General features: G+C 66.3%; 20 protein-coding genes and 7 tRNA genes. 13 read left to right on the forward strand and 14 right to left on the reverse strand.

Annotated elements, in window-relative coordinates:
• Window positions 1–14: 14 nt before the first annotated feature.
• Window positions 15–1,082, reverse strand: coding sequence for a GlxA family transcriptional regulator (locus tag ACYKG1_RS12865; RefSeq protein ID WP_478470681.1), 1,068 nt, complete (start codon window positions 1,080–1,082; stop codon window positions 15–17).
• Window positions 1,083–1,268: 186 nt separating this feature from the next.
• Between ACYKG1_RS12865 and ACYKG1_RS12870 the strand changes: the two genes are divergently transcribed.
• The 7 genes from ACYKG1_RS12870 (at window position 1,269) to ACYKG1_RS12900 (ending at window position 2,605) form a co-directional block, all read left to right on the forward strand.
• Complete coding sequence (locus ACYKG1_RS12870) at window positions 1,269–1,667, forward strand: heavy metal-responsive transcriptional regulator (protein WP_100473174.1); 399 nt, start codon at window positions 1,269–1,271, stop codon at window positions 1,665–1,667.
• Window positions 1,668–1,770: 103 nt separating this feature from the next.
• Window positions 1,771–1,846: transfer RNA gene (locus tag ACYKG1_RS12875), tRNA-Ala, on the forward strand.
• A gap of 54 nt (window positions 1,847–1,900) precedes the next feature.
• A tRNA-Glu gene (locus ACYKG1_RS12880) sits at window positions 1,901–1,976 on the forward strand.
• Between the two features lie 184 nt (window positions 1,977–2,160).
• Window positions 2,161–2,236 (forward strand) — tRNA-Ala (locus ACYKG1_RS12885).
• 48 nt (window positions 2,237–2,284) lie between these two features.
• Window positions 2,285–2,360, forward strand: a tRNA-Glu gene (locus ACYKG1_RS12890).
• Between the two features lie 46 nt (window positions 2,361–2,406).
• A tRNA-Ala gene (locus ACYKG1_RS12895) sits at window positions 2,407–2,482 on the forward strand.
• A gap of 47 nt (window positions 2,483–2,529) precedes the next feature.
• Window positions 2,530–2,605: transfer RNA gene (locus ACYKG1_RS12900), tRNA-Glu, on the forward strand.
• A 139-nt stretch (window positions 2,606–2,744) separates the two neighbouring features.
• Here the strand turns inward: ACYKG1_RS12900 and ACYKG1_RS12905 are convergent.
• Window positions 2,745–3,161: a GNAT family N-acetyltransferase gene (locus ACYKG1_RS12905; protein WP_100473175.1), complete on the reverse strand. Its 417-nt coding sequence runs from the start codon at window positions 3,159–3,161 to the stop codon at window positions 2,745–2,747.
• 77 nt (window positions 3,162–3,238) lie between these two features.
• On the opposite strand from ACYKG1_RS12905, the gene ACYKG1_RS12910 reads away from it, so the two are divergent.
• Entirely contained in the window at window positions 3,239–4,195 is a 957-nt protein-coding gene (locus ACYKG1_RS12910) for an SOS response-associated peptidase family protein (protein WP_100473176.1), read from the forward strand.
• A 45-nt stretch (window positions 4,196–4,240) separates the two neighbouring features.
• Here ACYKG1_RS12910 and ACYKG1_RS12915 read toward each other — a convergent pair whose 3' ends face one another.
• Together ACYKG1_RS12915 and ACYKG1_RS12920 are read right to left on the reverse strand one after the other, a co-directional pair.
• Complete coding sequence (locus ACYKG1_RS12915; protein WP_478470682.1) at window positions 4,241–4,438, reverse strand: hypothetical protein; 198 nt, start codon at window positions 4,436–4,438, stop codon at window positions 4,241–4,243.
• Window positions 4,439–4,507: 69 nt separating this feature from the next.
• The gene (locus tag ACYKG1_RS12920; RefSeq protein ID WP_100473178.1) at window positions 4,508–4,888 is read right to left on the reverse strand and encodes a response regulator; all 381 of its coding nucleotides are present in this window, start codon (window positions 4,886–4,888) and stop codon (window positions 4,508–4,510) included.
• A gap of 132 nt (window positions 4,889–5,020) precedes the next feature.
• Here ACYKG1_RS12920 and ACYKG1_RS12925 point away from each other — a divergent pair.
• The 3 genes from ACYKG1_RS12925 (at window position 5,021) to ACYKG1_RS12935 (ending at window position 7,277) form a co-directional block, all read left to right on the forward strand.
• Window positions 5,021–5,106: transfer RNA gene (locus tag ACYKG1_RS12925), tRNA-Leu, on the forward strand.
• Between the two features lie 70 nt (window positions 5,107–5,176).
• Window positions 5,177–5,719 (forward strand): GNAT family N-acetyltransferase, encoded by a 543-nt coding sequence (locus ACYKG1_RS12930; protein WP_478470683.1) that lies wholly within the window; start codon window positions 5,177–5,179, stop codon window positions 5,717–5,719.
• 115 nt (window positions 5,720–5,834) lie between these two features.
• Entirely contained in the window at window positions 5,835–7,277 is a 1,443-nt protein-coding gene (locus ACYKG1_RS12935; RefSeq protein WP_478470684.1) for a GGDEF domain-containing protein, read from the forward strand.
• On the opposite strand, the gene ACYKG1_RS12940 is transcribed toward ACYKG1_RS12935, so the two are convergent.
• Complete coding sequence (locus tag ACYKG1_RS12940) at window positions 7,274–9,100, reverse strand: methyl-accepting chemotaxis protein (protein ID WP_262083123.1); 1,827 nt, start codon at window positions 9,098–9,100, stop codon at window positions 7,274–7,276. The genes ACYKG1_RS12935 and ACYKG1_RS12940 overlap by 4 nt on opposite strands.
• A gap of 551 nt (window positions 9,101–9,651) precedes the next feature.
• Here ACYKG1_RS12940 and ACYKG1_RS12945 point away from each other — a divergent pair.
• Window positions 9,652–10,740 (forward strand): DUF5694 domain-containing protein, encoded by a 1,089-nt coding sequence (locus tag ACYKG1_RS12945; RefSeq protein WP_478472749.1) that lies wholly within the window; start codon window positions 9,652–9,654, stop codon window positions 10,738–10,740.
• Window positions 10,741–10,802: 62 nt separating this feature from the next.
• Window positions 10,803–11,093 carry a putative quinol monooxygenase gene (locus ACYKG1_RS12950; RefSeq protein WP_262227263.1) on the forward strand — a complete coding sequence of 97 codons (291 nt, stop codon included), beginning with the start codon at window positions 10,803–10,805 and terminating at the stop codon, window positions 11,091–11,093.
• Window position 11,094: 1 nt separating this feature from the next.
• On the opposite strand, the gene ACYKG1_RS12955 is transcribed toward ACYKG1_RS12950, so the two are convergent.
• The 9 genes from ACYKG1_RS12955 to phaE all read right to left on the reverse strand — a co-directional run bounded on the left by ACYKG1_RS12955 (window position 11,095) and on the right by phaE (window position 20,380).
• A complete protein-coding gene (locus tag ACYKG1_RS12955) occupies window positions 11,095–11,334 on the reverse strand; it encodes a hypothetical protein (protein ID WP_238381588.1) in 240 nt (79 codons plus the stop codon).
• Between the two features lie 165 nt (window positions 11,335–11,499).
• Window positions 11,500–13,683: a PAS domain S-box protein gene (locus ACYKG1_RS12960; RefSeq protein WP_478470685.1), complete on the reverse strand. Its 2,184-nt coding sequence runs from the start codon at window positions 13,681–13,683 to the stop codon at window positions 11,500–11,502.
• A 207-nt stretch (window positions 13,684–13,890) separates the two neighbouring features.
• On the reverse strand, window positions 13,891–16,278 hold the full coding sequence (locus ACYKG1_RS12965) for a Tex family protein (protein ID WP_100473186.1): 2,388 nt from the start codon (window positions 16,276–16,278) through the stop codon (window positions 13,891–13,893).
• A 207-nt stretch (window positions 16,279–16,485) separates the two neighbouring features.
• Complete coding sequence (locus ACYKG1_RS12970) at window positions 16,486–16,701, reverse strand: hypothetical protein (protein WP_006452005.1); 216 nt, start codon at window positions 16,699–16,701, stop codon at window positions 16,486–16,488.
• 379 nt (window positions 16,702–17,080) lie between these two features.
• Window positions 17,081–17,533, reverse strand: coding sequence for a hypothetical protein (locus tag ACYKG1_RS12975; RefSeq protein ID WP_100473187.1), 453 nt, complete (start codon window positions 17,531–17,533; stop codon window positions 17,081–17,083).
• On the reverse strand, window positions 17,530–17,727 hold the full coding sequence (locus tag ACYKG1_RS12980) for a PspC domain-containing protein (protein ID WP_202908150.1): 198 nt from the start codon (window positions 17,725–17,727) through the stop codon (window positions 17,530–17,532). Before ACYKG1_RS12980 ends, ACYKG1_RS12975 begins: the two co-directional genes overlap by 4 nt.
• Before the next feature lie 73 nt (window positions 17,728–17,800).
• Entirely contained in the window at window positions 17,801–18,175 is a 375-nt protein-coding gene (locus ACYKG1_RS12985; RefSeq protein ID WP_100475212.1) for a YfeK family protein, read from the reverse strand.
• 52 nt (window positions 18,176–18,227) lie between these two features.
• Window positions 18,228–19,295 carry a class III poly(R)-hydroxyalkanoic acid synthase subunit PhaC gene (locus tag ACYKG1_RS12990; RefSeq protein WP_478470686.1) on the reverse strand — a complete coding sequence of 356 codons (1,068 nt, stop codon included), beginning with the start codon at window positions 19,293–19,295 and terminating at the stop codon, window positions 18,228–18,230.
• Window positions 19,292–20,380: a class III poly(R)-hydroxyalkanoic acid synthase subunit PhaE gene (gene phaE / locus ACYKG1_RS12995; RefSeq protein WP_478470687.1), complete on the reverse strand. Its 1,089-nt coding sequence runs from the start codon at window positions 20,378–20,380 to the stop codon at window positions 19,292–19,294. The genes ACYKG1_RS12990 and phaE overlap by 4 nt, the downstream gene beginning before the upstream one ends.

The raw sequence follows: 20,380 nt of genomic DNA on the forward strand, positions 1-20,380 counted from the left end.
GCCCGCCGCAGGCATCAGGCCGCGCTGCGCGGCATCTGCATGCCAGGCACCGATTGCAGCCCGCGCAGGCTGCCCGCCACCGATGACAACAGCGGCCGCTCGCGCCGCTTGTTGTTGACCAGCCGACGATAGTTGGCCGGCGTCATTCCGACGATGCGCAGGAACAGGCGGCGGAAGGCGCTCTGGTCGGCGTAGCCCACGCCCCAGGCCACTTCATCGATCCCCGCCCCCTGCTGCAGCAGCGTCTGCGCCTTGGCGATACGCAACCGCTGGCAATACTCGATAGGACGCAGCCCCGTGGCCTTCAGGAAGCGCCGCTGCAGGGTCCGCGGCTCCAGTCCGGAAACCTCACAGATCGCACCGAGCGTGGCGCCGCGCGCAGCCGTGGTATGCAGCCAGCGCTGCGCCTTCAGCACATCACGATCACCGTGAGCGAAGTTGGCACTGAAGCGCTCCAGATCCTGCTGGATGGCTGCCGGCACCGTGATTCCCAGCTGCTGCGCCACGGAACTCGCCACCCCCTGGCCATACAGCCGATACAGCAGTCGCAGGCCGAGGAAACGCCACGCCTGGGAACCGGCCACCGTCAGCAGGTCGCCATCATCGACCAGCGCGCGCTCACTGGGTACCCAGCTGGCTGCTTGCCCCTGCAGGCCCGGATGGCGTCCGAGGTCCGGCCCACTGACCGTGCGCCCGGCCAGCAGACCGGCACGCGCGAGCATGCTGACACCGTCGCTGGCCGCCGCCAGCAGACTGCCACCGTCGTAGTGCGCGCGCAGCCAATCCAGCAGGACCTCATCGGCACGCAGGCAGACGCCTTGGCTGATCTGGCCAGGCACGGCGATTACAGCGGGAATGTCTGCCTCGAGCATCTCCGCGCCGGCGATGCGGTGCACGCCGGTCTGGCTGGCCGGCACGATCCAGCGGGTCACCAGGACACGCTTGAACGGACGGCGCTGTTGCTGGGCAAGCCGGTTGGCCACATGTGCCATTTCAGTCAGCACGGAGGCGGCCGATGGGTCGCCTCCCGGGTACTCGACCACCGCGACCTCGACGAATCCTTCGTTTCTGAATCCTTCCACAGACCATCTCCTCGGTTCGTTGCAGGCCATCCAGCGGCCGGTTCAGGCGCAGGGTAGGAACTGCCTCGAGGGTGGGGCTATGAAGAAAGTTGCAAAGTGCGCTGAATGCGCCCTCATCGGCGGGGCCTTGACCCTTGACCAGACTCAAGGCTTCACAATGGCCGGCGGCATCCGCAGGAATCCCCCATGAACATTGGTCAACTGGCGCGCCAGGCCGGCGTACCGATCGATACGGTGCGCTACTACGAGCGCCAGCAGTTGCTGCCCACGGCGGCACGCTCGGCCGGGGGCTACCGCATCTTCGGCGAGCAGGACCTGCGCAGGCTGCGCTTCATCCGCCGTGCCAAAACGCTGGGTTTCAGCCTGGAAGAAATCGCCGAACTGCTGGCGCTCAGTGACCGCCACCCGCAGGACATGGGCAGCGTGCGCGACACGGCGCAGGCCCGACTGAGGGACATCGCGCAGCGCATGGCCGAACTGCAGCGCATGCACACCGCGCTTTCGCAGCTGGTCGACGCCTGCCCCGGCCACGGCACACTGGATCAATGCCCCATCCTGGCGGCACTGACCGACGACGCCCCCTGAGTACGGACGACCACCATCCGCCTCGCAACGCGCGTGAAGAAAAGTGCAACAAATGCTTGCCAACCCCCTGGGGCAAGGCTATTATTTCGCTCCTCAGCGACGTGGGGCCATAGCTCAGCTGGGAGAGCGCCTGCATGGCATGCAGGAGGTCAGCGGTTCGATCCCGCTTGGCTCCACCAATCTTTCGGCATTAGGCCGCCGAAAGGTCGCTAAAGAACATTGATGAGAATTGCGTCCCCATCGTCTAGAGGCCTAGGACATCACCCTTTCACGGTGGCGACCGGGGTTCGAATCCCCGTGGGGACGCCACTCATCACGAACAACGAGGACCCGGCCGATAACCGGGTCTTTTTTGTTCACCGCCTACCGGCATTCAGGTTGTGGCGTTGCGGGTCCCCTGCCTTGGTGGCAGCGGTTGAACCGGAACGAAAAAAGTTCTGAAAAAGCTTCCACAAACGTGAACACGCAGGTATGATAGGCGGCTCGGCAACACGGGGCCATAGCTCAGCTGGGAGAGCGCCTGCATGGCATGCAGGAGGTCAGCGGTTCGATCCCGCTTGGCTCCACCACTTTCGACATTAGGCCGTCGAAGGTTCTACAACTTGAAGTTTTCGTGCGTCCCCATCGTCTAGAGGCCTAGGACATCACCCTTTCACGGTGGCGACCGGGGTTCGAATCCCCGTGGGGACGCCAGTTTCAAAACGGACTCTGCTCCCGGCAGATCATCCGGAGTTTCATTGGGGCCATAGCTCAGCTGGGAGAGCGCCTGCATGGCATGCAGGAGGTCAGCGGTTCGATCCCGCTTGGCTCCACCACTTCGACATTAGGCCGTCGAAGGTTCTACAACTTGAAGTTTTCGTGCGTCCCCATCGTCTAGAGGCCTAGGACATCACCCTTTCACGGTGGCGACCGGGGTTCGAATCCCCGTGGGGACGCCAATTCTTGGAAACCCCGGCTTCGGCCGGGGTTTTTCTTTGCCCGCGATTCCTGGGAAGGCCCTATCCACGCATGGCGTGGATCTACTGCAGGTCCCCGGTAGATCCACGCCATCGTGGATGGCTTCACCCCGATTACGGCTCAGAACCGCCGATACATCCCGATCGATGCTGGTGCCGTGGGTGCGAAACCAAACTGGGCGTACAACCGATGCGCCTCGCCATCGGCCAGCAGGCTGACGTACGCCGATGGCGGCAGGTTGGCCTGCATCCAGCCATCCAGGCGCCGCATCACCTCCTTGCCCAGTCCCTGCCCCTGCAGCCGCGGCAGCACCGCGATATCGCAGACCTGCAGATGGCAACCGCCATCGCCGACGATGCGCCCCATCGCCACCAGCTCACTGCCCTGGTACGCACAGACACCAAACAGCGTGTTGGGCAGTGCGCGCGCAGCTGCTTCCCGGGTCTTGGCGCTGAGGCCGGCCAGTACACGCAGCTGGCAGTAGTCCTCGACCGTGGGCACGGCTTCGCGGAACTGGCAGGCGATGGAATCGTTCATGCGGTATCTCCCTGTAGGTCGGGCTATCCTGCCGCATCCACGTCGCAGCTGCTGCGACCCAGGCCCTCCACAGTCCCATGTGCTATTCCGCCCTTATCCGCGCTGACTACGCCAAGCTGGTACGCGAGTTCGGCGCCATCCTGTCGCTGGAAGAGTTCGCCGAACTGTACGCACACGATCCGGGCAAGAAGCGGCCGAAGACCCCGAAGGCGATGGATGACGGATTCGCCGGCGCGCGTACCGAACAGGGACGGGACATCGTGACGAAGATCCAGCAATGGCATGCGCAGGAGCGGCAGGCACTGGAGGCCGAACTGGCCCGGCAACGCGAACGACGCGATATCGCCCATGCCACGCTGGCCACCCGGCCCACCCAGAAGGCACGCCATGACCTGCGCGTGGCCGGCAACCGCATCGAGCGCGCGCAGGCCCGACTGGAGGACCTGCATCGGGTGCAGTTGCTGCCGCGCGACAACCGCATCTTCCCTGGCACCTACGCGCCGGTGATGGTCAGCGAGAACGGCCAGCGCGTGATCAAGCCGATGCGCTACCAGTGCCGGCTGCCGGACAAGCCGGCGCGCAACGACGTGCTGTACCCCGGCACCTACAATGCGCGGCGCGACAGCCTGGAGGGTTACTGGCGGGGTGCGTTCGGACTGCGCCACGGCGTGGTAGTGGTGCAGGCGTTCTACGAGCACGTGCCACGCCACGCCATCGCCGGCCGCACCCTCGGTGCCGACGAAAAGGAACAGGACGTGGTGCTCGAATTCCGTCCCGATCCGCCCCGCGACCTGCTGCTGGCGTGCCTCTGGGCGGAATGGGAAGGACCGGAAGGCCGCCTGCTGTCGTTTGCCACGATCACCGACGCACCTTCCAGCGACGTCGCCGCGGCCGGGCATGACCGCGGCGTGGTACCGATCCGCAGGGAACACCTCGACGCCTGGCTCAATCCCGACCCGGATGACCTGGCACGCCAGTACCAGATCCTCGATGACCGCGAGGAGATCCGTTACGTGTACGAGGAAGCGGGCTGAGCGCCAGGCGCAATTGAAAAACCCCGCCTGGGCGGGGTTCCTGGTTCAGGGGTTGCCGCCGCATATCGCCTCTTCGCAGAAGGCCTGTTCCTGCAGGCATTGCTCAACTTCACCGCCGCGCGCGATACAGCTCTTGTAGAGCTGGAAACAGGGCTGGCCGCACCATGCGGCAGACGCCGTACCACCGAAGACCGCCATCGAAAGGACACCCGCAGCAACCATGCGCTTGATCCACTTCTGCATGCCACTCTCCTTGTAGGCCTGAGCATTCAGGCCCCAGCAGCATACCCCCGCCGGTGCACGGCGAGCGGCTCAGGCCTGGACGCTGGAGCGGCCAACCGCACGCGCCAGCGCCCGCGACAGATCGGCTGACAGGTACGGCTTGACCAGCAACAGACCCTCCAACATCGGCGCCGGCAGCTGCTCGGCCAGCATTCCGGTGGCCAGCACGAACGGAATGCCACGTGCCGAAAGCGCTGCGGCCACCGGCTCACTGGTCTCGTTGCGGGCCAGCCGGTAGTCCAGCAGGGCCACGTCCGGGGTGCTCTGCTCGAGCAGCTGCAGGGCTTCGGACACGCTCGCTGCGAGCCCGACCACGGTCGCACCGGCATGCACCAGCTGCATCTGCAGCAGGGCCGCACTCATTTCGTCGTTCTCGACCACCAGCACCCTCAGGTCCTGCAACACTGTCATCAGCTACCGCTCCTGGAGGCAATTGCACACTGGGAGTATAGCTACCAAGGAGCCAATGCCGACAGGAACCGCCCTGATAGGCCCTCCTACTATGCATCTCCCGCCGACCTCGGTTACACTCGCACGCTGCCTGCCGGTGTGGCGGAATGGTATACGCAGCTGACTCAAAATCAGCCGGGGGTAACCCCATGAAGGTTCGAGTCCTTTCACCGGCACCACTGCATCAAAGGCCAGGTCCCCGACCTGGCCTTTTGCATTTTCAGGGCCGGGGCGCCGACACTGGCGACGATGCCAACGCCCGCCCTGCCCACGCTCCCTGCAACCCTGCCCGCACGGTTGCGTCCACTGCACGTGGATGATGCTGCCGCCTGGTCCCGCTATCTCTCGCTGCCGGGCGTGACCCGGCACACCAGCTGGGGCGACGTTTCCGAAATGGCACTGCGACGCCAGATCGCCAGTTACCTGCCCACGGCAACGGACCAGCGCTGGGCGCTGGTGAACGCCGACGACCAGCTGATCGGCACCGTTGGCCTGAACGGAATCGACCTATCGCATGGCCGCGGCGAACTCGCCTATGATCTTGATCCGCGCTGGCAGGGTCAGGGACTGGCCACGCACGCAGCACGCGCGGTGCTCGAATGGGGCCGTGCCGCACACGCCCTGGTCCGTATCCAGGCGACCGTCCTGGACAGCAACGCCCGCTCGATCGCCGTGCTGGAACGCCTCGGCATGCAGCGCGAAGGCCTGCTGCGCGCTTACCGGCGGGTTCGGGGACAGCCCCGTGACTTCTGGATGTATGCCCAGGTGGAAGGCTCTGCGTCACCTCGATGACACACAACTGCAATCTACGGCAAGGTTTAAAATAGACGTAGCTCACACTTTTCTTGCCAGCCTCACCTACTTCTGCCTATCGTGATCCCAGCCGGAGCTGGGGGCGGGGGAATGCATGACGTTGCGTGCGGCACTGTTTTTCCTGGTCACGCACGCGCTCGTCATTACCTTTGTCGGCCCGCAGGACCCGATCGGCTCCTACCTGATGCTGATCACCGCCCCACTGCTGGCCGCACTGGCCTGCGTGCGGCGTGCACGTGACAGCCATCAGGCGGCCTGCAAATGGCGGACGCTGGGCGCTGCGGTCGGCTTGTTCTCGCTGGCCCTGCTGGCCCTGCTGTACCGCAATGTGGCCGGCCTCGATCCTGCGCAGATGACCGTACCTTCACTGGTTCTGTACGTGTTCTACCGGATTCCCCTGACCTACGTGGCCGCCAGCCCAGGCGGTGGCAACCGCTACATCCGCGCGGTGGACCTGCTGATCATCGGGTTGCTGTGGCTGTTGTACTACGGGCACACGCGGGCGATGGCGCACTTCAATACCGCCCTGTGGACGCAGTGCCTGAACACCATGAGCAGCGTGCAGAACAGCCTGGTGTTCTGCTTCGCACTGATCCGCTTCCTGGCCGAGGACAATGCCGACCGCCGTGACTTCTTCCGCACGTTGACGATCTACGCGCTGGGCTACTTCCTGTTGGCGTTCTACATCAATACCTGGCAGCCGCAGGTACCCAATGGTGCCTGGGGGGACCTGCTGATCAGCGGGCTGTTCGTGCTGTTGGCCGTGCTGGCCGGCAGCCTGCACCGCCCACCAGCAGTGGCTGTGCCGCGCAACCTTCGCCGCATCGTCGATGCCAGCGCGCCACTGATGCTGCCGTTGCTGCTGATGATGGTGGCGCTGCTGGTCGCACGCCTGCAGCCGACCCTGGCCTCGGTCGGTTTCATCGGTGCCCTGCTCGGCTACGCGCTACGCGGCGTGCTGACCCAGGCCCAGATCCAGCGCGAGCGCGACGAACTGGCGCTGCTGGCCCGGCGCGATCCGCTGACCGGCCTGGGCAACCGCCGCAACTTCGATGAATCGCTCATCAGCGCGCGCGGTCGCGCTCGCCGCCAGGGCATGGGGCTGGCGGTGCTGATGATCGACATCGACCACTTCAAGCGACTCAATGACACCTACGGGCACCCGGAAGGTGATCGCCGCCTGCAGGCGGTCGCCGCGATCCTCGAGGGCTGCCTGCAACGCGGTGATGACCTGCTGGCCCGCTATGGCGGCGAGGAATTCATCGCTGCCCTGCCCGCGCCCGACGCAACCCACGCCCTGGACCTGGGCGAGCGCCTGCGCGCCGCCGTGGAAGCCGCCGCGCTGCCCGCCGCCGAGGCTTACGTGACCATCAGCATCGGCGTGGCCTGGCAGGCCGCACATGAGCAGGCCGACCCGCGCGGCCTGGTCGACCGCGCCGACCATGCCCTGTACCGCGCCAAGCATGCCGGCCGCAACTGCGTGCAGGCTGCCTCGGGCCTCGAGACCGGGAAACAGCCCTCCGACCGCTTGGCCTAGACCGCGCGCAGCACCGCCGCACCATGCATGTGCCCAGCCCCGCCCTGCACGCGGAAGCTGGCCACGGTCTGCAGCAGCTGCGCCGACTGTTCTTCCATGCTGCGCGCCGCGGCGGAGGCTTCCTCTACCAGCGCGGCGTTCTGCTGCGTGCCCTGGTCGATCAGGTCGACGGCATGGTTCATCTGCTGGATGTCGTCGCTCTGCTGCTGTGCTGCCGTGCTGATCTCGGACATCAGGTCACTGACCCGGCGCACGTTGACCACGATCTCGTCCATGGTACGGCCGGCGCTCTCAACCTGCGCCGTGCCGGCGCCCACATTGGCAACCGATGCATCGATCAGCTGCTTGATCTCCTTGGCTGCGCTGGCCGAACGCTGCGACAGCTCGCGGATCTCGGTAGCAACCACGGCGAAGCCACGCCCGTGTTCACCTGCTCGCGCCGCCTCCACCGCCGCGTTCAACGCAAGGATGTTGGTCTGGAAGGCGATGCCGTCGATCACGCCGATAATGTCGACGATGCGCCGCGAGGACGCGTTGATCACCGCCATGGTCTCGACCACTTCGTGCACCACGTTGCCGCCGCGCGCGGCGACATCAGCGGCGCCTCCGGCCAGCTGGCTGGCCTGCCGTGCGTTGGTCGCGGTGCGCTGCACGGTCTCGGCCAGGCCCTTCATCGACACCGCGGTCTCCTCCAGCGACGCTGCCTGCTGCTCGGTGCGCTGCGACAGATCGCTGTTGCCCTGCGCGATCTCGGTTGCACCGACCGCGATGGTGTCGGCGGCGAACTTGATCTGACCGATGATCGCGGCCATCGCCTCGACCAGCGAATTCACGCCTTCGCACAGCTCGGCGATCGGCCCGCGCTTGTCGGTGGTGGCCACGCGCTGGGTCAGATCACCCTGCTTGGCGGCAGCCACCACCTCGCGGGTCTGCGCCACGGCACGCTGCATGGCCTGGTTCTCATGCACCTGCGCGGTGATGTCGGTGGCGTACTTGACGACCTTGAACGGCTTTCCGTTGAGGTCCAGGATCGGGTTGTAGGACGCCTGGATCCAGACCTCGCGCCCGCCCTTGCCAAGGCGCCGGTACTGGCCGGCATCGTATTCGCCACGGCCGAGCTTCTCCCAGAACTGGCGATACTCGATGCTGCCGCGATGCTCGGGCTCGACAAACAACGAATGGTGCTGCCCGCGCACTTCGTCCAGGCTGTAACCGGTGGCGGCCAGGAAGTTGTCGTTGGCCGACAGGATGCGGCCATCCATGCTGAACTCGATCACGGCCTGCGACTTGTCGATGGCAGCCAGCTGGCCAGCCGAGTCGGCCGCCTGCAGCTTCTGCGCGGTGATGTCAGTGGCGAACTTGACTACCTTGTACGGACGCCCCTGACGGTCCAGCACCGGGTTGTACGAGGCCTGGATCCAGATCTCGCGCTGGTTCTTGCCGAAACGCCGGTACTGGCCAGCGTCATATTCGCCACGTCCCAGCCGCGCCCAGAAGTCACGGTATTCGGCGCTGCGCGCCTGCTCGGGATCGACGAACAGGGAATGGTGCTTTCCCTGGATATCCTCCAGCCGGTAGCCCATCGCCTGCAGGAAGTTGTCGTTGGCCTGCAGGATCGTGCCATCGAGGGCGAACTCGATGACCGCCTGCACGCGATGCAGCGCCGCGACCTGGGCTTCAAGTTCGGCGCGGTCGGTTGCCATCGACTCGGTGCCGGTCCGCTGCTGCGGGGCAAGGGCACCCAGCAGCGCGCGCCACGGCGACCAACGGGTATGCAGCTCGGCCGGCGCCTGCGCGTCCGCCGTGAAGCCTGGAATGAGCATTGTCTGATCCTCGGTGTCCGGTAAGCGGTTGCGATCCGACGGGCGGGATGCCCGGCGGCAACTTCGGTTGCTTGGGACTGCAGGTGCCCGCAGGCACCCCTCGAGCAGCTGGCAAGAACGTCTGGTGCGGGTCCGATCAGCATTGGGGAGCGGCGGAACACACTGCGCGGACCGCCCATCGGGGCAGTCTGGGGTCCTGCGGCGGGTGGCTGGAGCGGGATCCAGAGGGAGTATCGGCGATGCCGTCGGCCGCTTTAGCGGGATTCCGCGACGTCCGTCGCAACTCCGTACATTGCAGACGGAATGTGGTCGACGATTGCCGTGTACTTCACGTTCCGCTCACGTGCCACAACCTGCCCACCAAGGGACTCAGGCCCTCCCCCGCCACCGGGTAGCGGAATGCAGCAATGCCTGAGCACTGAATACAGCATCGCTCAGCAGAAGGATGCAGCTCAAGGCAGAAAGGTTTACATGACCAATGCGGGATTCCCCAGCAGGAAAAAGCGAACAGCATGAACGTCCCGCAGGACGCTCATCGACATGGAGATCGCATGTTCCCTCGCATTGCCACCCTTCTCTTCCTGGCCATGTGCAGCAACAGCGCGCTGGCCACCGACACGGCCTATCGACCGGCCTTCCACCCAGACCGGTTGAAGGGCCCCCCAGCCGGGCGCCCGAACGAAGTGCTGGTACTCGGCACCACCCATTTGTCCGGCCTTCCCACGTCCTTCCAGCCGGCCTCGCTTGAGCCATTGCTGCAGCGACTGGTCGCCTGGAAACCCGAGCTGATCGCTACCGAAGACCTGTCTGGCCTCCAGTGCGATTTCATGCGCCGTTATCCGGCCCGCTATGCGGAGAGCGTGGCCACCTACTGCTTCGACACCACCGCTGCGCAGGTTGCGACGGGACTGGACGTGCCTGCGGCGAACACCCAGGCCGAGCGCCTGCTCGCAACCTGGCCGAACAACCCGACGCCCGCACAACGTCGTCGGCTCGCCGCGCTGTTCCTGGCAGCAGGCGAACGCGGCTCAGCGCAGGTGCAGTGGCTGCGCCTGCCTGCGTCCGAGCGCAAGGACGGTGATGGATTGACTCCGGCGCTGGTCGAGATCCTCGACAAGGGCCTGGTTCGCCGCAATGAAACCCATCTGATCGCCGCCGAAGTCGCCGCCCGCCTCGGGCATGAGCGCCTGTGGGCCGTGGACGACCACACGGCCGATTCCCCCACACCCGCCGAGGATGAAGCGGCGGCGAGCGCGGCCATCACCGGTGCCTGGAACAACGCCCATACCCAGGCACGCAAGGACGCGGATAAACGCTTGTTGGCCGATCTGGACAAGCCCGGGGGTGTCATGGCGCTGTACAGGGCGTACAACAGTCCCACGGTAGCGATGACCGCTTACCAGAGCGATTTCGGCGCGACGCTCGTCGAGCCCTCGCCAAAAGCCTTCGGCAGGATGTATGTGGGCTACTGGGAAACGCGCAACCTGCGCATGGTCGCCAACATCCGCGATGTGCTGGGCCTGCATCCGGGCCGCCGCATGCTGGCCATCGTCGGCGTCTCGCACAAGGGCTACTACGAGGCTTACCTCAACCAGATGCACGATGTGCGTATGGTGAATTCGGACAATGTATTGCGTTGACGGTGAAGTGCCGGCGGGGCGCCGGCACTATCATCGGATGCCTCCCCTGCACGGATTCGCACATGCTGAAGGTGATCGCCGAAGACTTCATTTACCCCGAAGCCCTGGACCACGTCCTGCCGCTGTACCGGGAACTGGTCGCCTGCACGCAGCGCGAACCACTGTGCATCAGCTATGAGCTGTTCGTTGACGAGAAGGATCCTGGGCACTTCGTCTTCATCGAGCTGTGGCCCGACCACGGCGCCCTCGACGCCCACTGCGCCAGCGAGCACTTCCAGCGTCTGGTGCCGCAGATCAATGCTTTCCAACGCGCGCCCTGCCGGTTCGTACTGATGAAGCCCGCTGCGCTGTAGATCATCCAGCGGTGGGCTGGCGCGGCGGCCGGCGGGAACGCCACAGCACCGCGCTTGCTGCCAACGTGCAGGCCAGCGTCAGCACCAGCAACGTCACCGCGCCGCCCTGCAGCACTGGCAGCAACGCCTTCGCATGCAAGTCGTCGCGCAGTTGTTCCAGGCGCAGCCAGCTGGCCAGCGCCAGGCACCAGCCAACCATGGCGGGCGCATAGGCGGCAACGACGTTTCGATTCCAGGCCATCATCGTCAGATCTCTTGTCCGGGGGAGGGGTGATTGTTCCGCCCTGCCCTCTCACGGACTGAGACGGGCCGGAGTGCCCCGCCGGGCATGGGCCGATGTCACCGCTCCAATCCAACGCCCAGTGCCCCATCGGCACCGCGCTGGCTCCCGGTGGTGCGGACCGGTTCAGCCCGGTTCGCCGTCGTCACCCGGACTTTCGGACAGCTCGCCCTGTACCTGCACGTTGTTGCGGCCCAACGCCTTGGCCCGGTAGCACTGGGCATCAGCCGCAGCGACCGCCTGGTCCACGCTCATGCCGCTGGCCAACGGCGCGATACCAATGCTGGCACCGACCCGCAGCCGGTCCTGGTCCCACGGAATCGACAGGGAGGCCAGCGTGTGCAGCAGTTCACCACCGATACGGGCCGCACGACGTGGCGTACAACCGGACAGGATCACCGCGAATTCGTCCCCCCCCAGCCGCGCCACCACGTCCGAATCGCGCACGCCATGGCGCAGCACGCTGGCCACCGCCCATAGCACGGCATCGCCGGCCAGATGGCCCCAGGTGTCGTTGACCGGCTTGAAGCGGTCCAGATCGATGTACATCAGCGAGGCTGCCTGACCGGTGCGCTCGACGCGGGTGATCGCCTGCTGCAGGTGCACCTCGAAGCCGCGGCGGTTGCTCAGCTCAGTCAACGGATCGATCTCGGCCAGGTGCCGGGCTTCGCGCTGGCGCGCGCGCTGCTGGGTGTCGTCGCGCAGCACCCAGACTGCACCGCGCACATGGCCTTCATCATCGCGCAGCCAGGCGCGGGTCAGGTCCACCGGTACCGTTGCCGTGCCCAGCCGCAGCAGCAGGTCGGCGTGCAGGTCCACCGCATTGCTCTCCGGGTCCAGCAGTACTGACACATCCAATACCGAGCCGGGCGCGTACTCGGTGGTCAACGCCAGCACGTCCTGCACCTTGTGTCCGGCCAGCGACAACGCGCCATCCCCGGCCAGGGTACGCACCGCGGCCGCGTTGGCGTAGTCGATGCGGCCATCAAGGCTGACGCTGAGCACCAGGTCAGCCACCGCATCCAGGGTGATGCGGCTGCGTTGTTCACTCTCGAACAGGCGCTGCTCGCTGCTGCGCTGGGCGGTGATGTCCTGGATCTGCGACACGAAATGCAGCGGTTCGCCATGCTCGTTGCGCACCAGCGACACCGACAGCCGGGCCCATATGATGCGGCCGTCGCGGTCGAGATAGCGCTTTTCCAGGTGGTAATGGCTGCGCCGTCCGTCCAGCAGGTCCCGCACCAGGGCCAGGTCGGCCTGCAGGTCATCGGGATGGGTCAGGCGCTGGAAATCGACCTGCAGCAGCTCTTCGCGCGGGTAACCCAGGATCCGGCACAGTGCGTCGTTGACATCCAGCCAGCGCCCCTCCAGCGAGACCAGGGCCATGCCCAGCGCGGCAGACGTGAACGCCCCGGCGAACTTCTCCGCCGAAAGCCGCGCCTCCGCGCGCGCCTGCAGGATTTCGGTAATGTCGATGGCCATGCCGACATAGCCGATGCGCGCGCCTTCGGCGCCATCCATGCGGCTGATCGACAGGCGCACCTGCCGTGGCTGGCCGTCCTTGCGCAGCAACATCCACTGCCGCGAATAGGTCTGTCCGTCGGCGCGTGCACTGAGCGCTTCGAACACGTCAGGAAGATTGCCATGGACATCGGCCAGCGGTCGCATCCATGCCTTCAGCTCATCCGGATCGTGGAAGGCATCGAGCCGCCGTTGGCCGACCACCTCCGCCGCGCTGTAGCCCAGCAGACGCTCCGCCCCCGTGTTGAACAAGGTGATGGTGCCATCGGTATCGGTGGCGATCACCGCTACCTCGTCGGACGCATCGACCACGGCCTGCAGGCGTTGCCGGGTCTCGGCCGCGTCCTGCCTCGCCTGCTGCAGCTCGGTGACATCGGCATGCGCGCCGGCCATCCACAACGGCTTGCCCTGCCTGTCCCACTCGAAGACCCGCCCGCGGTCCTGGATCCAGATCCACTGGCCGTTCTTGTGGCGCATGCGCAGCAGGCAGGCGTAGTTGTCGCTGCGTCCTTCGAAATGCTCATCCAGCGCCGCATCGGACAGCGCGATGTCATCGGGATGCACCAGCTTCAGGAACGTCTTCTGGCAGATCGGTTCCAGCTCTTCCAGGCGGTAACCGACAATCTCGGCCCAGCGCGCATTGACCCGCATCTCGCCGGTCTGCACGTTCCACTCCCAGGTTCCCGCAGCGGTACCGTCGATGATCATCGCCAAGCGGCGACGCTCTTCCGCCAACTCCTGCAGGCGGCGCTCCAGCAGTCCATTGCCGTGGGTGCCCTGGCCCGGCATCAATCCGGCCCCCTGCCGGCACGGGCAGGCGCCGGCCGCAGCGGAGCGCTGCGGCCTGCAACGAAGACGGCGGGTCGTGCTGGCGTCATGGCCCTCCCCAGCGACAGCGGGGAGGCCAAACGCCCCCCTCAGGCGCAAGTGTGCGCAATCACGGGGAAAACCGACAAGTCCCCCGCCACGAATCAAGCGTGACGGGGGGCACGATCCTCAGCTGCGCTTGGCCCGGGCAAAGGCCTCGGCCAGGGCATTGTTGGCCGGCGGCGCAGACTGGGCCGGACGGCCGCCAGCGCCCTGGCCGCGGTTCGGCCCACGGTTCTGGCCGCCAGCGTCACGGCGCGGTCCTTGGCCCTGGCCGCGCTCATCACGCTGACCCGGGCGGCTGGTGGCCTGGCCCGGGGTATCGTCCAGGCGCCGGGTCAGGGCGATGCGCTTGCGCGCCACATCCACCTCCAGCACCTTCACCTTGACGATGTCACCGGCCTTGACCACGTCGCGCGGGTCCTTCACGAAGGTATCGGAAAGCGCCGAAATGTGGATCAGGCCGTCCTGGTGCACGCCGATATCGACAAAGGCACCAAACGCAGCCACGTTGCTGACCACACCTTCCAGCACCATGCCCTCGCGCAGGTCCTTGATGTCCTCCACGCCCTCGGCGAAACGCGCCGCCTTGAACTCCGGGCGCGGGTCGCGGCCCGGCTTCTCCAGTTCCTTCAGGATGTCGCGCACGGTCGGCACGCCGAAGGTGGCATCGGTGAACTGCTCGGCCTTCAGGCCACGCAGGAAGCTGCCATCACCGATCAGTGCCTTGATCGGGCGCGAGGTGCTGGCGACGATGCGTTCAACCACCGGATAGGCTTCCGGGTGCACCGCCGAGGCGTCCAGCGGCTGGTCACCATCGGCGATACGCAGGAAGCCGGCGCACTGCTCGAAGGTCTTTTCGCCCAGGCGCGCGACCTTCAGCAGGTCCTTGCGACGCTTGAACGGGCCGTTGTCGTCGCGATGGCGCACGATGTTCTCGGCCACCGTGGCCGACAGGCCGGACACCCGCGACAGCAGCGCAGCCGACGCGGTGTTCACGTATACGCCGACCGCGTTCACGCAGTCCTCCACGCGCGCATCCAGCGCCCGTGCCAGGCGGTACTGGTCCACGTCGTGCTGGTACTGGCCAACGCCGATCGCCTTGGGCTCGATCTTCACCAGTTCGGCCAACGGATCCTGCAGGCGGCGTGCAATCGACACCGCGCCACGCAGCGACACGTCCAGGTCCGGGAACTCCTTGGCCGCGAACTCGGACGCCGAGTACACCGACGCACCGGCCTCGCTGACCACCACCTTCTGCAGCTTCGGATTGGCGGCGGCCTTGATCGCTTCGCCGGCCAGCTTGTCTGTTTCGCGGCTGGCGGTGCCGTTACCGATCGCGATCAGTTCCACGTTGTGCTTGGCGCACAGCTGCTTGATCGTCTGCAGCGACTGCTCCCACTGCCGGCGCGGTTCGTGCGGATAGATCGTGTCGGTGGCGACCAGCTTGCCAGTGGCGTCAACCACAGCAATCTTGCAGCCAGTACGGATGCCCGGATCCAGGCCGAGTACGGTCTTCGCGCCGGCCGGCGCGGCCAGCAGCAGGTCCTTCAGGTTGTCGCCGAACACCGCAATGGCCTCGGCTTCGGCCTTCTCGCGGGCCTGGTTGAACAGGTCCAGCAGCAGATGGGTATGCAGCTTGGCGCGCCAGGTCAGGCGGCAGGCATCCAGCAGCCAGCGGTCAGCGGCACGACCGTGGTCGGCGATGCCGGCCTTGCGCGCCACGCGCCCTTCGGCGTACTGGTGGCCGGCCTCGGCATCGCTGCCCGGGTCCAGCTCCAGGAACAGGATCTCCTCGCGGCGCGCACGGAACAGTGCCAGCAACCGGTGCGACGGAATCTTTGCCAGCGCCTCCGCATGCTCGAAATAGTCGCGGTACTTGGCACCTTCGGCTTCCTTGCCCTCCGCCACGCGCGCGCGGATCACGCCGGTCTCGCCCAGCCAGGTGCGCAGCTCGCCGACCAGCGCGGCATCTTCGCCCCAGCGCTCCATCAGGATTGCGCGCGCTCCCTCCAGCGCGGCCTTGGTGTCGGCCACACCCTTGTCGGCATCGACGAAACCGGCGGCGAAGATCTGCGGGTCCTGCGTCGGATCGGCCAGCAAGCCGTCGGCCAGCGGCTCCAGGCCCGCCTCACGGGCGATCTGGGCGCGGGTGCGGCGCTTGGGCTTGTACGGCAGGTACAGGTCTTCCAGCCGGCTCTTGGTATCGGCCGCCAGGATGTCGTTGCGCAGTTCGTCGCTGAGCTTGCCCTGCTCGCCAATGCTGGCCAGCACTGCCGCGCGGCGGTCTTCCAGTTCGCGCAGGTAGGTCAGGCGCACTTCCAGGTTGCGCAGCTGGGTGTCGTCCAGGCCTCCGGTCACTTCCTTGCGGTAGCGCGCGATGAACGGAACGCTGGCGCCCTCGTCGAGCAGGCCGACGGCGGCGCGTACCTGGGCGGTCTGGGCACCGATCTCGTCGGCGATGGTCTGGGCGATCTGCTGGGCGAGCGCGCTCTGGGCGTTCTTGGCGTCGTGCATTGCTTCAGGTCTGTGCCGCGTTACGGGAAGACCCCATTCTGGCAATCCGCGACGGAGCCGGACAAGGCATTGACAGGGGACGAGGTTCAGCGGCCAGGCCGGATTGGACGCCGGCATCCTGGCGAAGAGAGGGCTCGGACTGGCCCTGGGCTGGGATGCCGGCGCGGGCGCACGATGGTGGGCGCGCCCTGCCGCGTGTTGCGAAGGTCAGCGGTAGTGGCGGGCGGCGCGCTGCATGACGATGTCGTCGCGCATGCTTTCCAGGGCCATCAGGCGGACCTTGCCGACACCCTGCAGTTCCATGAACCGCTCCGTGTAGAACTCCGGCCCCAGCGCGGTGTCAGCGCGGGATTTGCTGAAGCCGTAGGGCACCACGCCCTTCTCGCCATCCTTGCTACCACCGACATAAAGAACGATTGCCATGTGATGTATTCCTCCAAATTGCTACTGCGTACTGCACTCGATGAGCGATGCTGCGAGCTCATCGGGGGAGAGCTTACCGCGTCGAACCTGACTGGAACGTCACGAAGGCTAATGACGATCGGTTGCATGCAGATGACTGCGGGATCGCAGCAGAATGCTTACGGATCTTTAACCTCCGGCTAACGAACCCGCAGGGGATTCCCGCCGACGGCGCTGCCCCTTGTGGGTGGTTTGGGGGTGATCGCGAAAAGCCGGTTTCCCATGGGCTGGCCGGGTGGCTGGGACTGGCGGGGACGCCGCGACCCCATCCCGCCCGGCCCAATCGCATGGAAACGCATTCCGCGACCAAGGCACGAGGGGCTGCGCCGTTGGCGGGAACCTACGGCCACCAGCCACGCCCGAACCGGGCGAAATGATCCGCCGCGCGCTCGAACGGATTGCGCGCACTCACTCCGCCACACAGCAGGTACACCGGCAGGTACAGTGGCCCCAGCACCATGTACTGGTACACGTGCGCGCGCTCGTGGTCGTCCAGCCGGATCAACGGTTCCACGCCCCACCCCGCCTGATGCGCATAGGTGCGGCAGGAAATGCCAAGATCGTGGCCGGTATGCAGGATCACATTGCCCAGTGTTATCGCCCCACCCGGCCCCCACGGCCAGCGGTCGAACACCAGCGCACAATCCCGCCCGCTCCATCGCAGCGTCGCGCCGCCGAGCATGCCGGCCAAGCCGCCGATCACGCCGATCAGTGTGTTGGGCAGCGTCCATGCTGCGCCCAGCGTCTGCAGCGCGCGCAGCCAGAGCCGCCAGGGTCGAGCGGCGGTGTTCAATCCGCCTCGTTCGGAATCAGCAGCCACAGGATCAGGTAGACCAGAATGCCGGGGAAGGCGGCCGAGGCCAGCGACAGCAGCACGTAGACCACCCGCAGGAGGGTGACGTTCCAGCCGAAGCGATGGGCAATGCCGCCCATCACGCCGGCGATCATGCGGTCGTTCAATGAACGCGACAGCGTCTTGGGCGTCATGTTCATGGCGGTGCCTCCTCGGCTTGCGGGCAGAATCAGTCGAGCACGCCGCGACTCTACACCGCCCCCATGTCTACGGCGTGCGGTGACGCAGTGCCTGCAGGCGGGCACCGAACCAGGCCGCTGCGGTCTGTTCAGGCTGCCCCGGGCACTGGATGCGGTAAGGCTTGCCGCTCATGCTGCTCTGGCTGGCGGCGCGCTCGATGAACTGCTCGGCGCTGTCCACCATGTCCTTCTTCAGCAGGTAGTCGTACTTGCGCTGCAGATGCGCGCGCGCATCGCCGCCTTCATACCAGCTGCCATTGCGCTGGAACCGGCACTGGGAGCCGTCCAGGCTGGAGATCAGCTGGGCGATCTCCCGCCGTGCATCCGCACTGGGCGCGGCGTGGGCCACAGGCGCTGCCAACAGCAGTGCGGCAAGCAGCTTCGAAATCCTTTGCGACATCATCATTCTCCATGCAGTCGAGCATGGCTCGACGCTACAGAAATCGAAGCGGGCTTCACGCGTCACGCGCCTTCAGCCAGTCATTGATCGTCGCCGGCACTTCCCGCTGGGCACGACCAGACACATAGATACCAATATGCCCGCCACGGAAACTGGACTCGGTGTAGTCCTCGGTGCCCAGGCGCCCGCGCATCGCGCGCGAGGCATCCGGCGGCACCAGATGGTCCTGCTCGGCGTAGATGTTCAGCACCGGCAGCGTCACCTGCGACAGATCCACAGCTTCCTCGCCGATCCGCACCGTGCCGTTCACCAACCCGTTGCCCTGGTAGAACTGCTTGATGAAGTCACGGAACGCCTCGCCCGCCAGGTCCGGCGAATCGAAGATCCACTTCTCCATCCGCAGGAAATCCTCCAGCGCCGCCTTGTCATCGAGGATGTCGAGCAGCCCCACGTACTTCTGCACGTTCAGGCGGAATGGCTTGAGCATCAGGTAGCTGGCATTCATCAGGTCAGCCGGGATGTTGCCCAGCGTGTCGACCAGCAGGTCCACGTCCACCTGCTGCGCCCAATGCGAAAGCATGTTGTCGGTGGTGTGGAAATCGACCGGGGTGACCATGGTGATCAGCTTGCCCAGCTTCTGCCGACGCAGCGCGGCGTAGCAGAGTGCAAACACGCCGCCTTGGCAGATGCCCAGCAGGTCCACCGGACCACCGCTGCGCGCGCGCAGCGCATCCACCGCGCCATCGATGTAGCGCAGCAGGTAGTCCTCCAAGGTCTGGAAGCGCTCGGAGCGGTCCGGGTAGCCCCAGTCCAGCACGTACACATCCTGGCCCAGCGCCAGCAGCTTCTGCACCAGCGAACGGTCGGCCTGCAGGTCGACCATATACGGCCGGTTGACCAGTGCGTAGACGATCAGCAGCGGCGTGCGCCGGGCCGGTGCCTGCTCGCCGACGAAGCGGTACAACACGACCTTGCCGTCGCGCCAGACTTCCTCGCGGGCGGTCACGCCATAGTCCACGTCTTCCACCTGCGGCAGCAGCTTCAGCCCTTCCATCAGCTTGCGCTGCATGGCCAGGGTTTCCTGCATCAGGTCATCGGCGTTGAAGCCCAGCGGCCCCTTCATCGGTCACGCGCCCGAGTGGAAGTGCGACGCGCGGCCTTCTTCGCAGACGCTTTTTTCGCAGGTGTCTTCTTCGTTGCGGCCTGTTTTGCAGGCTTTGCCGGCGCCGTCTTCTTCGTGGCCCTGCGCGCGGCCGGCTTCACCTTCGCCGGTGCGGGCTGTGCCACCGGATCGACTTCGCCCGTACCGGCCATGGCCACCACCTGCGCCTGCAGGCGGCGCAGGCTGCGCTCCAGCTCGGCGATGCGGCGGTGTGCGGCGTCCATCTCGCTGCGGGTCGGCAGGCCGATCCGTTCACTCATCTGTTCCACCTCGCGCTGCAGGCCGGCGCGCAGGCGCATCTGCGCGTTGCCCAGCGAGGCATACACCTGCTGGAACGGCTCGGACATGGCGACCTTGGCGTAGGCCTCCTCGGCTGCTTCGATCCACAGGTCGAACATCGCGCGGGCGCTGGTCAACTGGCTGCCCGGCTGCTCGTGCTCGGCCAGGCGTTGCTCGAACAGCGCGAAGGCCTCGTCCAGCGCCTGCTTGATCTGATCGACGTACGCGCGCGAATGCTGCTGGTATTCCTCCTGCGCACGCAGCAGGGCCTGCCAGCGCGCCTGGTGCTCGCGGCCGGGGCCGAATGCCGGGCTCTGCAGCCACGGACCGGCCTGCAGCTGGAACTGCTGCAGCCAAGCCGCGAATTCCGGTACCGCGGCGCCGGCGTGGGTGCTGCCGCGGGCGCCCTGCAGCATCCATTGCAGCATGCCGTCACCCTGCCCCTGCACCGCCTCACGCCACGCCTGGGCCACCTCGGCACTGCTGGCGTCGCGGCCGGCAAACCGTGCAGCGACTTCCTGCATGGTGCCGTACCAGCTGCCCGCCTGTTCGCGGAACCGGCGCAGGGCATCTTCCGGCGCGCCCGGCCCCTGTTCGGGCAGCAGCTGGCCCCACCAGTCGAACAGCCGTTTCCAGCTGCCCGGGTCATCGCCAGCCGGCGCACCGGGCGTGGTCGCATGGCGCAGGGCATCGCCCCAAGCGCCGAAGTACTGCCGGGCCAGGGTTTCGAAATCGCTGCTGCCGGCATCGTGGGCCGAGCTGGTCAT

This window comes from Stenotrophomonas sp. 85239_Sma, from assembly GCF_056481725.1.